Origin of the sequence: Agrobacterium sp. SUL3 (assembly GCF_001263295.1) — a bacterium.
GTDB classification, from domain to species: Bacteria; Pseudomonadota; Alphaproteobacteria; order Rhizobiales; family Rhizobiaceae; genus Agrobacterium; species Agrobacterium tomkonis.
This window is the reverse complement of record NZ_KQ414498.1, coordinates 165,498-180,683: the sequence shown is the minus strand read 5'-3', so window position 1 is coordinate 180,683 and position 15,186 is coordinate 165,498. Positions and strand designations below refer to the sequence as shown.

Annotated in this window: 13 protein-coding genes; 6 read left to right on the top strand and 7 right to left on the bottom strand. The window is 59.3% G+C overall.

Going from position 1 to position 15,186, the window contains the following annotated elements:
• The first annotated feature begins 21 nt into the window (after positions 1–21).
• A complete protein-coding gene (locus tag AKG12_RS00985; protein ID WP_052817137.1) occupies positions 22–1,686 on the top strand; it encodes an ABC transporter permease in 1,665 nt (554 codons plus the stop codon).
• 314 nt (positions 1,687–2,000) lie between these two features.
• Here AKG12_RS00985 and AKG12_RS00980 read toward each other — a convergent pair whose 3' ends face one another.
• The 5 genes from AKG12_RS00980 to AKG12_RS00960 all read right to left on the bottom strand — a co-directional run bounded on the left by AKG12_RS00980 (position 2,001) and on the right by AKG12_RS00960 (position 7,693).
• The gene (locus tag AKG12_RS00980; protein WP_046800630.1) at positions 2,001–2,813 is read right to left on the bottom strand and encodes an ABC transporter permease; all 813 of its coding nucleotides are present in this window, start codon (positions 2,811–2,813) and stop codon (positions 2,001–2,003) included.
• Positions 2,814–2,817: 4 nt separating this feature from the next.
• The gene (locus AKG12_RS00975; protein ID WP_046800629.1) at positions 2,818–3,726 is read right to left on the bottom strand and encodes an ABC transporter permease subunit; all 909 of its coding nucleotides are present in this window, start codon (positions 3,724–3,726) and stop codon (positions 2,818–2,820) included.
• A gap of 11 nt (positions 3,727–3,737) precedes the next feature.
• Entirely contained in the window at positions 3,738–4,895 is a 1,158-nt protein-coding gene (locus AKG12_RS00970) for an ABC transporter ATP-binding protein (protein WP_046800628.1), read from the bottom strand.
• A 132-nt stretch (positions 4,896–5,027) separates the two neighbouring features.
• Positions 5,028–6,125, bottom strand: coding sequence for a polyamine ABC transporter substrate-binding protein (locus AKG12_RS00965; protein WP_046800627.1), 1,098 nt, complete (start codon positions 6,123–6,125; stop codon positions 5,028–5,030).
• Positions 6,126–6,277: 152 nt separating this feature from the next.
• A complete protein-coding gene (locus AKG12_RS00960) occupies positions 6,278–7,693 on the bottom strand; it encodes a helix-turn-helix domain-containing protein (RefSeq protein WP_052817136.1) in 1,416 nt (471 codons plus the stop codon).
• 254 nt (positions 7,694–7,947) lie between these two features.
• On the opposite strand from AKG12_RS00960, the gene aceA reads away from it, so the two are divergent.
• Both aceA and AKG12_RS00950 read left to right on the top strand, forming a co-directional pair.
• Positions 7,948–9,237: an isocitrate lyase gene (gene aceA, locus AKG12_RS00955; protein WP_035227648.1), complete on the top strand. Its 1,290-nt coding sequence runs from the start codon at positions 7,948–7,950 to the stop codon at positions 9,235–9,237.
• A gap of 162 nt (positions 9,238–9,399) precedes the next feature.
• Positions 9,400–9,654 (top strand): SMc00767 family acetate metabolism repressor, encoded by a 255-nt coding sequence (locus tag AKG12_RS00950; protein ID WP_046800624.1) that lies wholly within the window; start codon positions 9,400–9,402, stop codon positions 9,652–9,654.
• 66 nt (positions 9,655–9,720) lie between these two features.
• Here AKG12_RS00950 and AKG12_RS00945 read toward each other — a convergent pair whose 3' ends face one another.
• Positions 9,721–10,593 (bottom strand): LysR family transcriptional regulator, encoded by an 873-nt coding sequence (locus AKG12_RS00945; RefSeq protein ID WP_046800623.1) that lies wholly within the window; start codon positions 10,591–10,593, stop codon positions 9,721–9,723.
• Between AKG12_RS00945 and AKG12_RS00940 the strand changes: the two genes are divergently transcribed.
• Positions 10,580–11,017: a hypothetical protein gene (locus AKG12_RS00940; RefSeq protein ID WP_285277690.1), complete on the top strand. Its 438-nt coding sequence runs from the start codon at positions 10,580–10,582 to the stop codon at positions 11,015–11,017. The genes AKG12_RS00945 and AKG12_RS00940 overlap by 14 nt on opposite strands.
• 110 nt (positions 11,018–11,127) lie before the next feature.
• Here AKG12_RS00940 and AKG12_RS00935 read toward each other — a convergent pair whose 3' ends face one another.
• Entirely contained in the window at positions 11,128–12,312 is a 1,185-nt protein-coding gene (locus AKG12_RS00935; RefSeq protein WP_052817133.1) for a BaiN/RdsA family NAD(P)/FAD-dependent oxidoreductase, read from the bottom strand.
• Positions 12,313–12,435: 123 nt separating this feature from the next.
• Here AKG12_RS00935 and AKG12_RS00930 point away from each other — a divergent pair, with 123 nt between their 5' ends.
• Together AKG12_RS00930 and AKG12_RS00925 are read left to right on the top strand one after the other, a co-directional pair.
• Positions 12,436–13,872 carry a glutamine synthetase family protein gene (locus AKG12_RS00930; RefSeq protein ID WP_046800620.1) on the top strand — a complete coding sequence of 479 codons (1,437 nt, stop codon included), beginning with the start codon at positions 12,436–12,438 and terminating at the stop codon, positions 13,870–13,872.
• 12 nt (positions 13,873–13,884) lie between these two features.
• Positions 13,885–15,171 carry an NAD(P)/FAD-dependent oxidoreductase gene (locus tag AKG12_RS00925; protein ID WP_052817130.1) on the top strand — a complete coding sequence of 429 codons (1,287 nt, stop codon included), beginning with the start codon at positions 13,885–13,887 and terminating at the stop codon, positions 15,169–15,171.
• The last annotated feature ends 15 nt before the right edge of the window (positions 15,172–15,186 follow it).

Sequence of the window (15,186 nt, the reverse complement as noted above, 5' to 3'; positions counted from 1 at the left end):
GCTTTCGCAAGACAGGCCCGCATGCCCATGACGGTTTCCCTTCCAGCCACAAAACGCGTTTCGATACTGCCTGTCGCGGCGATCATCGTCGCGGCCATTGCCGCCATGCCCATTCTGGCGATCTTCTGGCTGGCGCTGACCGGCAGTACGGAAGGATGGCAACATCTTCTCGCCAATGTCCTGCCGCGCGCGGGGTTTCGCACCTTCCTATTGCTAGGAATGACAGCCGCGACGACGGCCTTTTTCGGCATAGCCTGCGCATGGCTCGTCACGACATTCGAATTTCCGCTGCGGCGTCTGTTGTCTGCGGCACTCGTGCTGCCACTTGCCATTCCTTCCTATCTGGCTGCCTATGCCTTCGGCGAGTTCCTTGATTTCACCGGCCCGGTGCAGAGCGCAATTCGCGCCGCCTTCGATTATCACAGCATCCGCGATTACTGGTTTCCCGACATACGCTCGCTTGGCGGCGCGGTGATCGTCCTGAGTTCGGTGCTTTACCCCTATGTCTATCTGTCGGCCCGCGCCGCCTTTTCCATGCAGGGCCGGTTTGCGGCGGAAGCGGCCCGCACGCTTGGCGCAAAGCCGCTCAGCGTGTTCTTTTCCGTGCAATTGCCGATGGCACGGCCAGCGATTGCCATCGGGCTTTCGCTAGTCTTGATGGAGACGCTGAACGATATCGGAGCAGTCGAATATCTCGGTGTCCAGACGCTGACCTTCACCATTTACGAGACCTGGCTCAATCGCGGCAATCTCGCCAATGCGACGCAGATCGCCGCCGTCATCCTCATCATCGTCGGCGCGCTGATCGTCATCGAACGCAATGCCCGCGAAAAACAGCGCTTCGGCGCGCCGAAGGCGACAAGCATGGCGCAGCGTCACCGGCTGAAGGCGCTCACCGGCTGGCGGCGCTGGTGCGCGAGCCTGTTCTGCTTCGTTCCTGTCGCGAGCGGCTTTTTCATTCCCGTCATCGTGCTCGGCGGTTACGCCGCCAGGAGGCTCGACGCACTGTTTGCGCCGAAGCTTCTGAAAGCGCTCGGACACAGTCTCGAAGTCTCGTTTTCCGCCGCCTTGGTGACGCTGATAGCCGCCTTCGTGTTTTCCTATGCCATCCGCACCGAGCGCTCGCGCACCTCGAAGGTGGCCGCCCGCTTCGGTTCCATGGGATATGGCGTGCCGGGAACCGTGCTCGCCATCGGGGTGCTCATTCCGCTGGCCAGTCTCGACAATGGCGTCGATGGCTTCATCCGCGCGCATTTCGGCTTTTCCAGCGGCCTGCTGCTTTCCGGCACCGCCTTCGCCATCATCTATGCGCATAGCGTGCGTTTCATGACCATGGCGGAAGGCACGCTCGATGCCGGTTTCCAGAAGCTTTCGCCGCATATCGACATGGCCTCGCGCACGCTTGGGCGCAATCGTTTGCAGACGCTGTTCAAGGTGCTGTTGCCGAATATGCGGCCGGCGGCGCTGACTGCTTTTCTGCTGGTGCTGATCGAATCCATGAAGGAACTGCCGGCGACCATCCTGCTCAGGCCTTTCGGTTTCAACACGCTTGCCACGCTGGTCTATGAGGATGCATCCCGTTCCAGGGTGCAGGATGCCGCCGTTCCGGCGATCATCATCATCATCGCCGGGCTTATTCCCGTGCTTCTCGTCTCGAAATCCATGGATCATCCGGAAAACAGCTGAGCAGCGCCCGGTATCTCAGCAAAAAGAAAGGCGGCCTTTCGGCCGCCTGTATTAGTTGTGCTTTTTTTAACGAGAGAAAGGGGGGGACAACCTCGCCATATGGAAATTATCAATCCCGGCCGTCAGAAATTTGACAACCCTGCGTTAGGTTTACTTTCCGCCAACTCCTATTAACAAGCGGTTAAAACCAAAATCGAGCAATTACCGACGATAATTCCTATTTTGAGACCGTAGAGTCCCAAAACTAAATTACAGGTTTCTAATTTTATTGCGATTTCAACAGTAACGTGAGGAAATCGAAGCAGAGCCGATAATCAGTTGCGGGCGGCGGCGTGCTCGTCCCGCATCCGCTGCAGTTCGGTGCGTTTGGACGTGATGGAGGTGACAATGACGCCGATCGTCACAAGGCCGATGAGGATCGTGCAGATGGCATTGATTTCCGGCGTCACCCCAAGACGTACCTGCGAGTAAATCTTGATCGGCAGCGTGGTTGCGCCGGGGCCTGTGGCGAAGCTGGCGATCACCAGATCGTCGAGCGACAGCGTAAACGCCAACATCCAGCCGGCGATGACGGCTGGGAAGATCAATGGCAGGGTGATGCGGAAGAAGGTCTTCACCGGTGGGCAGCCGAGATCAAGTGCGGCTTCCTCAAGGCTGCGGTCGAAGGTGAGCAGGCGCGACTGCACGACGATCGCCACATAACACATGGTGAAAGTGGTGTGGGCGATTACCACCGTCCAGAAACCACGATCCACCCCGACAGCCACGAACAGCAGCAGCAACGACAGGCCGGTAATAACCTCCGGCATGACGAGCGGCGCATAGATCATGCCGGAAAACAGCACCCGGCCCGGGAAGCGCGCAAAACGGGTCAGCGATAACGCCGCCAGCGTTCCGAGGATGGTGCCGATGGTGGCGCTGAGGATACCGACGCGCAGCGTCACCCAGGCGGCATCCATCAGCCCCTGGTTCGACCACATGGAGCGGTACCATTGAAGCGAGAAGCCGCCCCAGACGGTGACGAGCTTGGAGGCATTGAAGGAATAAACGATCAGGATGATGATCGGGATATAAAGAAAGGCAAAACCGAGGGTGAGGACGGTGATGTCGAATTTTCCGCGCTTCATGGCCTCACCCCACCTTCTTCTGCTGGTTCTGGAAGATGGCGATCGGCACCACCAGCAACAACAGGAGCAGCACGGCCACGGCCGATGCCAAAGGCCAGTCGCGGTTGCCGAAGAATTCCGTCCAGAGCGTCTTGCCGATCATCAATGTCTGCGCGCCGCCGAGCAGATCGGGAATAACGAATTCGCCTGTTATCGGGATGAAGCAGATCATCGACCCGGCGACAACACCCGGCAGCGACAGCGGGAAAGTGATCTTCCAGAAGGCTTTCCATGGCGGGCAGCCAAGATCGGCCGCCGCTTCCAATAGCGTATTGTCGAGCTTTTCCAGCGCTGAATAAAGCGGCAGCACCATGAAAGGCAGATAGGAATAAACGATGCCGATGAAGATCGCCGTCTCAGTGCGGAAGATATTGACCTGCTGGTCGGGTCCGAGAAAACCGAGCCATTGGAACAGCACCGTCAGCAGGCCTTCGGGTTTCAGAATGCCAATCCAGGCGTAAACGCGGATCAGGAACGACGTCCAGAACGGCAGGATCACCAGCATCACCAGCGTCGGCCGCACCGATGACGGCGCGCGCGCCATGGCCAGCGCCATGGGATAACCGATCAGCAGAAGCAGGCAAGTGGAGATGAAGGCGATGCGCAGCGACGACAGATAGGCGTCGATGTAAAGCGGGTCTTCCGTCAGGAACAGATAATTTTCGAAATCCAGCTGCGAGAAGAACGCGCCGAGCTTCGAAAAGCCTTCGAAGACCGGCGTGTAGGGCGGCATGGATATGGCCGTATCCGATAGCGAAATCTTGAAGATGATGAAAAACGGCGCTGCAAAAAACAGCAGCAACCAGAAATAGGGAACCGCAACGACCAGCCAGCGCCAGGGGCTTTGCCGGTTTTCGGGAGTGGTGACCGCCATGAAAGCCTCCCTCAGCGCGTCAGGACAAGACCTGAATCCGGTTTCCAGTTCAGCCACACCATATCGCCGAATGTGATCGGGCGATCAACGAGACGTGACACATTCGCCTGCGCCGCGCGGAGGACACGGCCATCGGCGAGCTTGACGATGAAGACCGAGAAGTCACCGAGATAACCAATATCCCAGACCTCGCCATAGGCGGAATTGACGCTGCTGTCAGCCGGTTGGTCGAGCGAGATGCGGACCTTTTCCGGGCGGATGGCGTAAGCCACCTGACTGCCGGTCGCCGCAGCGCATTCCTGCTCCACCGCCACTTTCAGCCCGTCGCAATCGAGCGTCACCAGACCCGGCTTGCCGATATCGGAGGCATTGGCGACGACATTGGCGTCGAAAATATTAATGTCGCCAATGAAATCAGCCACGTAGCGGCTGTTCGGCGCCTCGTAAATCTCGGCCGGCGTCGCCACCTGCACGACATTGCCCTTGTCCATGACGGCGATGCGATCCGACACCGTCATCGCCTCTTCCTGATCGTGAGTGACGATCAGGAAGGTGAGGCCGAGATTGGTCTGAATGTCCATCAGCTCGAATTGGGTTTCCTCGCGCAGCTTCTTGTCGAGCGCGCCGAGCGGTTCGTCGAGCAACAACACCTTCGGCCGCTTGGCAAGCGAACGGGCGAGCGCCACGCGCTGCCGCTGGCCGCCCGACAGCTGGCTCGGCTTGCGTTTGGCGAATTCCGTGAGTTTGACGAGCCGCAGCATCTCCTCGACGCGGGCGGCGATTTCCGCTTTCGGCAAGCCGTCCTGTTCGAGACCGAAGGCGATGTTCTTCTCCACCGACATATGCGGGAAAAGTGCATAGGACTGGAACATCATATTGGTCGGGCGCTTATAGGGCGGTACGCCGGAAATATCCTTGCCCTGCAGCAGGATGCGTCCATCCGTCGGCTCCTCGAAACCAGCCAGCATGCGCATCAGCGTGGTCTTGCCGCAGCCCGACGGACCGAGCAGCGAGAAGAACTCGCGTTCATAGATATCGAGCGTCAGATTGTTGACGGCGACGAAATCGCCAAAACGCTTGGTGACGTTTTCAAAGCGGATGAAGGGAACCGCATCGGGGTTGTCCCACGGGCTGAATTTGCGTTTGACCGGCCCCAGAGTTTTCGCCATTCACCCTACCCTCAAATCCCGTTGGTCTTTCGATCGATGCTTCGGGGCGGGCAGCGCCGGCAGGGTGACCTGCCGGCAAAGCTATCAGAGAAACAGGCCCGCCGGCCGTTCCTCAGCCAGCGGACGGCGATGTCAGCTGCCGGTCTTTATCTGCGTCCAGACCCGGTTCAGCACGCGCTGTTCCTTCGGTCCGTAAGGCGAGATGGTGAAGAGCTTCTTCATGGTCTCGGCATCGGGATAGACCGCAGGATTTTTCGAAACCGACTCATCCATCAGCGCCTGCGAGGCAAGGTTGCCGTTGGCGTATTGAACGTAGTTCGACGCCTTGGCGATGACTTCCGGCCGCATCAGATAATTGATGAAGGCATGTGCTTCCTCGACATTCTTGGCATCCGCCGGGATGGCAAGGTTGTCAAACCACATATAGGTGCCTTCCTTCGGGATGACGTAGTTCACCTCGACGCCGTTCTTGGCTTCTTCCGCGCGGCTTTTCGCCTGCAGGATATCGCCCGACCAGCCGATGGTTATGCAGCTGTCGCCATTCGCCAGCTCGTCGATATAGGCGGAGGAATTAAACGTCTTCACATAGGGGCGAATCTTCGAATAGACCTCGCCGCCGGCTTCCAGATCGGCCGTTTCCTTGCTGTCTGGGTTCTTGCCGAGATAATTCATCGCAATGGCGAAGGTTTCGTCCGAAGCATCGAGAATATTGACGCCGCAGGATTTCAGCTTTTCGGCATTTTCCGGCTTGAAAAGAATATCCCAGCTGTCGACCGGAACATCGCCGAGCGCCGCCTTTACCTTGGCGACGTTGTAACCGATGCCTGTGGTGCCCCACATGTAGTTCACGGCATATTCGTTGCCGGGGTCGTATTTCGCCAGGCGCTCGGAGACTTCAGGCCACATGTTCTTCAGATTCGGCAACTTGGACTTGTCGAGCTTCTGGAACACGCCGGCATTGATCTGGCGGGCGAGGAAGGGGCCGGTCGGCACCACGACATCATAACCGGAGCTGCCGGCCAGAAGCTTGGTTTCCACAAGCTCGTTGCTGTCGAACACGTCGTAAACGACTTTGATGCCGGTTTCCTTGGTGAAATCGGCAAGCACTGATTCGTCAATATAATCCGACCAGTTATAGACGTGGACGACCTTTTCCTGGGCCATTGCCGAGCCTGCTGCAACGAGCGCGGTGGTGAGAGCCAAGGTCAGGCGGAGAGAACGGTTTTTCATGATGTCTCCTGTTAACGCATCCTCACGGTGGGAGCGTGATCCCCTTTTTTGGGAGAGACTAGAAAGGAAAACAAAAGGGAGCAAGCGGGAAATGTGCAGCACAGCATTTTCAACCGAATGTTTTCCGGCCACAAAAAAGCGAATGGAAACACCTACTGGAAGTCGAAAACACTGAGACCGGTGACCATTTCATCGAGCCCGAGCGGCCTTGTGAGCGGCGCTTCGGCCCGCGACAAACAGCCCTGCCTTTCGCACAGCCGGCACGAGGGGCCGACAGCGACGGGCGCGGCACCCGATGCGGCGGGGCCATAGACGGTGTCTCCGGCCTGGGCGAGATCGCAGCCAAGAAGCACCGCCGTGCGCCTTACCCTTTCACCGAAGCCCGCCTGCGGACCTTCCAGCGTGCGCGAAACAGAGAGGAAAGCGTCACCGTCAGGCATTTCCACCGCTTCCACCAGCACCTGTCCCGGCTGGGCAAAAGCGGCATGGATATTGAGCCGCGGACAGAGGCCGCCGAAACGCGCCCTTGGAAAACCGCTGGCCCCTGCAAGGCGGAAACGGTTGCCGGCATTGTCGATCTCCATCAGGAAAAACGGGATCGCCGCGGCTGAGGGCCGTTGCAGGCTGACGAGGCGGTTGGCTGCCTGTTCGAAAGAAACGTTGAAGCGCGACCGCAGAACGTCGAGATCGTATTTCGCCCGCTGCGCGGCGCTCAGGAATGCGCCATAGGGCATCATCAGCGCATGGGCGGCATATCGCGCCAGTTCGAAACGGGCAATGCGCCGGGCTTCCTCGCCCTTCAGGCCAAGCGCTTCCAGTTCCGCACCGATCTCTTCGCGAAGGGCCAGAAGACAGGTCTCCATCGCCATTTCCCGCAGCTGATCCGGCTGCGACAGGCGCTCGGATAAAAACAGCCGCATGGAATGGCGGTCATAACGTCGCCGCAGATTGGGCATGGCATGCACTGGCAGGGTTCTGACGACGATGCCGTGGTTTTTCTGTAGCCATGCGCGCAGACCGGAGGCGAGATCATCGCCGGTCGACAATTGTCTATGGAGTTCTTCCGCCGCCGCATCGATGGAATGAAAATATGCCGGGCGGTTTTCAAAGACGTGCCGCACCTCGTCGATCGGCAGACGGGTGGAGGAAAGCGCCGTTTCATGCCCCTCGCGCGCCAGAAGATCGGAAAGATCCGAAAGGCGCTGCGCCTGCTCCCGATAGGCCCGGTAAAGCTTGAGGACACCGCTTGCCGCATTGGGCGCGGCATCGGCAACCTCGATCAACTCCTGCGGTGACGGCACCTCGCCCACCAGCAGCGGATCGGCGAAGACCTCGCGCAGCTGCCCGGCGGAACCGGCGCTTTCGCCCTGCAGATCATCCAGATCGACCTTATAGACCGAGGCAAGCTTCAAAAGCAGCTGCACTGTGAGCGGTCGCTGGTTGCGCTCGATGAGATTAAGATAGGACGGCGAAATCGCCAGCGCCTCGGCCATGGCCGTCTGCGTCAGCCCCAGACCATTGCGAATGCGGCGCACGCGCGGGCCTGCAAAAATCTTGTTTTCCGACACCGCCTCACCCCCTGTGCCTGCGACTCATACAAATCTGTTACAAATTCTTGGGGCGAAGGACTTTTACAAAATTTACAATTTTACATCTCCACCTTGTCACGCACACTACAGGATAACCTCTTTCAAGTCACTGTTTTTGTGTTTGTTCTGGCGCTCAAATCTCGAAAAATGTAAATGTAGTCACATCAAACGGCGCCATATGATGTTGAATTCGGCCCGTTACAGAAACCGCATTTATCATGGGAGAGAGAAGTATGACGGATTTTTACAAACTTGTTCCGGGCGCACCGCAGGGACGTTTCGACGGCATCGAGCGCACCTACACCGCCGCCGACGTGGAGCGGCTACGCGGCTCCGTCGAAATCCGCCATTCGCTTGCCGAGATGGGCGCGAACCGGCTGTGGAAGCTGATCAACGAGGAAAATTTCGTCAATGCGCTCGGTGCGCTTTCCGGCAACCAGGCCATGCAGATGGTTCGTGCCGGGCTGAAGGCGATCTATCTTTCCGGCTGGCAGGTTGCTGCGGATGCCAATACGGCATCGGCCATGTATCCGGACCAGTCGCTTTATCCGGCCAATGCCGCACCGGAACTCGCAAAGCGTATCAACCGCACCCTGCAGCGCGCCGACCAGATCGAGACGGCGGAGGGCAAGGGCCTTTCGGTCGACACCTGGTTCGCACCGATCGTCGCTGATGCGGAGGCCGGCTTCGGCGGGCCGCTCAACGCCTTCGAAATCATGAAGGCCTTTATCGAGGCAGGTGCTGCGGGTGTTCATTATGAAGACCAGCTGGCATCGGAAAAGAAATGCGGCCATCTCGGCGGCAAGGTTCTGATCCCGACGGCGGCGCATATCCGCAATCTGACGGCGGCGCGGCTTGCGGCTGATGTCATGGGTGTGCCGACGCTGGTTATCGCCCGCACGGATGCGGAGGCCGCCAAGCTCCTGACCTCCGATATCGATGAGCGCGACCAGCCCTTCGTGGATTACGATGCCGGCCGCACCGTCGAGGGCTTCTATCAGGTCAAGAACGGTCTCGAACCCTGCATCGCCCGCGCCGTTGCCTATGCGCCCTATTGCGACCTGATCTGGTGCGAGACATCAAAGCCGGATCTCGAACAGGCGCGCAGATTTGCCGAAGGCGTGCACAAGGTGCATCCCGGCAAGAAGCTCGCCTACAATTGTTCGCCGTCGTTCAACTGGAAAAAGAACCTCGACGACGCGACGATTGCCAAGTTCCAGCGGGAATTGGGTGCGATGGGCTACAAGTTCCAGTTCATCACGCTTGCCGGTTTCCACCAGCTGAATTTCGGCATGTTCGAACTGGCGCGCGGTTACAAGGACCGGCAGATGGCGGCCTATTCCGAGCTTCAGGAAGCGGAATTCGCAGCCGAGGCCAATGGCTACACCGCCACCAAGCACCAGCGCGAAGTCGGCACCGGCTATTTCGACGCGGTGTCTCTGGCGATCTCTGGCGGCACGTCGTCCACGACAGCCATGAAGGAATCCACCGAGCACGACCAGTTCCGCCCGGCGGCCGAATAAATCGAAAAACTGCCCTTCCCGGTGACGGGAAGGGCTTGCAAACTTAGAGCGTAATCCGCTCTAAGTTTTTGTTCAAGCATGGGATTTTCCGAAAACCGCGTAGCACTTTTCGGTCCGATGCTCCAATCAAGAACCCCAACCAATAATGAGAGGAGAAATGCCATGAATGCCCATAACCCCATCAAGACCCACGTCAAGGAACGCGCCGAGGAGCAGTCCTCCGCCATGACGCAGGATCAGCAGGCCGCCATCCGCATGCTGGCCAACGATCTGCACCGCCTCAACCAGGCTGTCATGAAAGCCGTTGAGGCCGGCGTTTCCGTCGAGCTGGTTCGCTCGGCCCGCCACCATGGCGGCGGCGGCAACTGGGGCGATCTGCTGATCCCGGTCATCGTCGCGCAGGGCGCTGCGGCCTGAAACGGTTAGAGTTTTTCCGCATTTCCGGACGTAAAACCGCGACACACTTTTACTGGAAATGCTCTCTCACGCCGGGCGGCTCTTGCGCCCGGCATATAAATCGGAATGTCCCTTGATCAGACGGGTCATCCGGTCCGCCACCGTCCGTATATCGCGGCGGTGGCGATCGTCATTGTTCATGACGATCCATTGATTGTGGCGAAGGGTTTCCATCTCGTCACCTTCCCGAGCAAGCCGGGCATCCGCATCGCCCACGAAGCATGGAAGCACGGCAACGCCTGCCCCCGCCAGCACAAGGTCGAGAAGCGCCGTCGGCCGGTTCACGGTTACCGCGATATCATTGCGGCGGTTCTCATGCGGCCAGCGCAGATAGGTTGAAATGGCGTTTTCCTCCGCCACCGCCAGCCAGCGGTCGGCAACCGATGCAGCAGCATTGCGCAACCTGTAGGGCGCATAGGCTACCTCCCCCGTCTTGATGGCGGCGAGGTTCTTTTCCTGCGGCTCGAAAGCGCGGATACCGATGTCGTTTTCGCGATGGGCAAGAGACGCCCTCTGTTCGGCGATGAAAAGATCGATGCGGAAATCATCGCGGTCGGTACAGATGGCGGAAAAATTCCCGGTCAGCAGCCAGGCGTTCCAGGTGCCGACGGCAATGCGCACAACGGAAGAGGCCGATGACGCCTTCTGCCATCCTTCAACATCCTTTGCCGCATTTTCCATCGCCTGAAGCCGGTCGAACAAAGCGCGGCCATCCGCCGTCAGCGCGTATCCCGTCTGGCTGCGCTGGAACAGGGCCTTGCCAATGCGCTCCTCCAGTTCGACCATGCGCCGCCCGACGGTTGCCGGGCTCAAACCCGTCAGCGCAGCGGCGCCCGTCAGGCCGCCGCTGCGTGACACATCGAGGAAAAGCTGATAGGAATCCCAGGTGACGTTTTTCATGGATGAAAAACGTAGCGCATTTTCTTGCGCAGATAAATCAAAAAACGGCGTGCATTATGGCCCTCCGCATTACGAGGAGAGTGACATGCACGCGATTTTTGCAGCCCGGGTCATCATCGAAAACCAGCAGCCGCGCACCCGGCGCGAGGCCATTCTGCAGGAAGAGAAATTTTATACCGATATGGCCGAGGCATCGCGCCCGTGGCGGCTTTTCAGCGCGCTCATCGGCTTTATAAAGGCGAAGAGCCGTCGATCAGTAAAAGAGAGCGATCAGGGCCGCGAGAGCACCGGCTGCGATAAGGCTCAGGCGAAAGGCCAGCCGCCGGCTCTCGTTGTCAGTGCGGGCGATGGCAATGGCGCGAGGGGCAGATCTGTTCATGCGCGGGTTCCTGACGAAAAACTCAACCGACCCATGCCCTGTTAAGAGCCTCCAGCAGGACATCATGTGCAGCGGGAGCGCAATGCGATCCGGCTTTGCTGGCATTCGGTCAGGATGACTCCGCGCCCGTTAACAAGGTGTTAAGACAGGCGGTTTCACGCAAATTCGCCTGCCGCCTGCCCTGAGGCCCAGGCCCACTGGAAGTTATAACCGCCGAGCCAGCCGGTGACATCCACGCATTCGCCGATGAAATAAAGCCCGGGCACGGATTTCGTCGCCATGCTGCGGGAATCGAGGCCCGTCGTATCCACACCGCCAAGCGTGACTTCCGCTGTGCGATAACCTTCCGAACCGGCGGGCTTGATCTGCCAGTCCTGCACCTCGCCCGCCAGCTTTGCCAAAGCCTTGTCGGACATATCGGCCAGATGGCCGGTGAGGCCGGATTGTTCGACGACGTGCTGGGCGAGCCGTTTCGGCAGGATTTCCGACAAAGCGGTCTGGGGCGACTGGCGGCCGTTCTTCTGTTTCGCCTGTTTCAGCAGCGCGGCAATATCGCGGCCCGGTTCGAGCTTCAGGCGGATGGCGTCGCCTTCACGCCAGTAGGAGGAGATTTGCAGGATGGAGGGACCGCTCAAACCGCGATGCGTGAAGAGCAGCGCCTCTTCAAACGAGGTCTTGCCGTGAGAAACCTCGGCTGGAACCGCGACACCGGCAAGCGGGCTCAGCTTTTCCAGCGCGGCAGGATCGAGCGTCAGCGGCACGAGTCCCGGGCGCGTCTCGATGAGCGGCAGGCCGAATTGCTCGGCGATCTGGTAGGCAAAACCGGTCGCGCCCATTTTCGGGATCGACTTAGCCCCTGTCGCCACAACGAGGCTTTCCGCCTCGATGACGCCACCTGATGTCGTCACGCGAAAACGCCCGCCATCGTGAGCGACCGCCGAGACTGACGTTTCGAGCCGCAGCTTCGCATTCACCGCCTGCATTTCGCCAAGCAGCATGCGGATGATGTCCTTGGCGCTGTCATCGCAAAAGAGCTGGCCGAGCGTTTTTTCATGCCAGCCGATGCGATGCTTTTCCACCAGAGCAATGAAATCGCGCGGCGTGTAGCGGGCGAGCGCGGATTTGGCGAAATGCGTGTTCGCGGAGAGATAGTTCTTCGGCCCGGCATGGATATTGGTGAAGTTGCAGCGGCCGCCACCGGAAATGCGGATTTTCTCGCCCGGCGCCTTGGCATGGTCGAGAATGACAACGGAGCGGCCGCGCTGGCCGGCGCGGATGGCGCACATCATGCCGGCGGCGCCCGCCCCTAAAATCAGCACGTCACATTTCTCTGTCATCATTCCATCCGATCCGTTTCCTCTCCTCTTTTCGAAGTACTGGCGCTTGTCAATGGCGCTTTCCCCCTCGCCAATTGCCAAACTACGGTTATGATGGCGCCAGTCGAAACACAGACCCGGTGATACATGCCCCCGAAGAAAACCATGCTCCGCCCGAAGAAACAGGCAACCATGGCAAAGACACCTCCCCTCGACCTCTCCTCCACCCGTGGCGTTTCCTCCTGGCGCGAAGCCGCGCAATGGCTGCGGGCGCGCGGGATCGAGGACATAGAATGCATCACGCCCGATCTTGCCGGCGTTGCGCGCGGCAAGATGATGCCGACAGCAAAGTTCACGGGCGACACGTCGCTTGCCCTGCCGTCCGCGCTCTATCGCCATACGATATCAGGCGAATATCCTGACGAGACGGCGAATTTCCGCTATGAGCCGCGCGACAGCGACCTGAAGCTGGTGCCTGATCTTTCCACCTTGTCCGTCGTGCCGTGGGAGAGCGACCCGACCGCGCAGGTGATCTGCGACGTCGTGGATGCCGAGGGCAATTTCGTTCCCTATACGCCGCGCAACGTTTTGAAGAACGTGCTTTCGCTCTATACCGAAAAGGGCTGGAAACCGGTCGTCGCGCCGGAAATCGAATTTTATCTCGTCGCCATGAATGACGATCCGGATTATCCGCTGCATCCGCCGAAGGGGCGCTCCGGCCGGTCGATTGTCGGCGGACAGAGCTATTCGATTGCCGGCATCAACGAGTTCGACGAGCTGATCGACGACATCTATCACTTCTCGGAAAAACAGGGCCTCGAAATCGATACGCTGATCCATGAGGAAGGCCCGGCGCAGCTGGAAATCAACCTGCGGCATGGCGACCCTATCCAGCTCGCCGACCAGGTGTTCCTGTTCAAGCGCACCATCCGCGAGGCGGCGCTGAAGCACGGCATCTACGCCACCTTCATGGCGAAGCCGATGCAGGGCCAGCCGGGCTCGGCCATGCATATCCACCAGTCGGTGGTAGAGATCGATAGCGGCCGCAATATTTTCTCGAACAAGGATGGCGGCCCCTCCAAGGAGTTCTTCTCCTTCGTGGGCGGCATGCAGCGTTATGTGCCCAATGCGCTGGTCATGCTGGCGCCCTATGTGAATTCCTATCGCCGCCTGACGCCTGATATGGCCTGCCCGGTCAACAATGCCTGGGGTTACGACAACCGCACGACCGCCTTCCGGGTGCCGATTTCCAGCCCGCAGGCGCGGCGCGTCGAAAACCGCCTGCCGAGTTCCGACGCCAATCCCTATCTCGCGCTTGCCGCTTCGCTCGGCTGCGGCTGGCTCGGCATCGTCAACAATATCGAGCCGACCGAACCGACCGCCGAGACGGCCAATGAAGGCTCCATCGACCTGCCGCGTGGCCTTCTGGAAGCCGTGGCGCTGCTGGAAGGTGAAGAGCAGTTCGACCGGGTTTTCGGCCATGAATTCGTCGGCCTTTATGCCGGCCTGAAACGTGGGGAATTCGAGACCTTCATGCAGGTCATCAGCCCCTGGGAGCGGGAATTCCTGCTTCTCAACGTGTGAGGAACCCCGAGCATGACATGGCAAAGCCCGATTGCGCCGGGGATTTCCTGGTATCAGGCAACCGTCGGTGAGCGGCCGGACTATCCCGCTCTCGATGGGTCGAGAGAAGTGGATGTCGCGATTATCGGCGGCGGTTATACCGGTCTACAGGCCGCCTGTAACCTTGCCGAAAACGGCGTCTCGGTCGCCCTCATCGAAGCGCATCGTTTCGGCGATGGCGCTTCCGGCCGCAATGGCGGCCAGTTCGGCACCGGCCAGCGTTCGTTCCCCGACGAAATGGAAGATGAGATCGGCTTCGAGCAATCGAAGCTGCTGTTCGACATTGCCGAGGATGCCAAGAATTACGTGCGCAGCTTCGCCGTCAATCGCGGCATAGACATGGAGTATCTGCCGGGACAGCTTTATGTGGCGCACAAGGCGGCCTACGAGGACGACTATCGCAAAAGCGTCGATGCGATGAACAATCGCTACGGCTATCCGCATATTTCCTACATGGAACGCGGCGAGGCGCGTCAACGCGTCGGCTCCACCCATTATTTCGGCGGCACGCGCGACACCGGCACCGGCCATATCCATCCGCTGAAGCTTTTGGTCGGGCTGGCAAAGGCGGCGAAAGCTGCGGGTGCCAGCATTCACGAAATGACGCCTGCCAGATCCATTCGCCAGTCCGGCGGCAAGACAATCATCGAAACGCCCTCCGGCAATCTGACGGCGACAAAGGTGCTGATCGCGACCAATGCCTATATCGGCAATCTGGAGCCGATAACGGCCGCCCATATCATGCCGATCCGCTCCTTTATCGGCGCGACCGCACCGCTCGATGCGTTTCCCGACATCATTCCAGGCCGGGAAGCCGTGGCGGATTCGCGTTTCGTGGTACGCTATTTCCGCAAGACGGCCGACAACCGGCTGCTTTTTGGTGGACGTGAAGCCTATACGGCCGATACGCCGCGCGACATTTCCAGCCATATCCGCCGACAGATAGCGGAAATCTATCCCGCACTGAAAAATATCGACATCACCCATTCCTGGGGCGGCTCCGTCGGCATCACCCTGCCGCGACAGGTGTTCGTGCGCGAAGTCATGCCTGATGTCACCTCCATCGGCGGCTATTCCGGTCATGGGGTGATGCTGTCGAATTATTGCGGCAAGCTCTATGCCGATCTCATACTCGGCAAAAAGGACATGCTGGAACCATTTGCGCGGCTGAAGGTGCCCGCATTCCCCGGCGGAACTTCAATGCGCGCGCCGCTGCTTTTCCTGGCGCTATCTTGGTACGCGTTGCGAGACAGGTTTTAGGATAATGTTTACAGC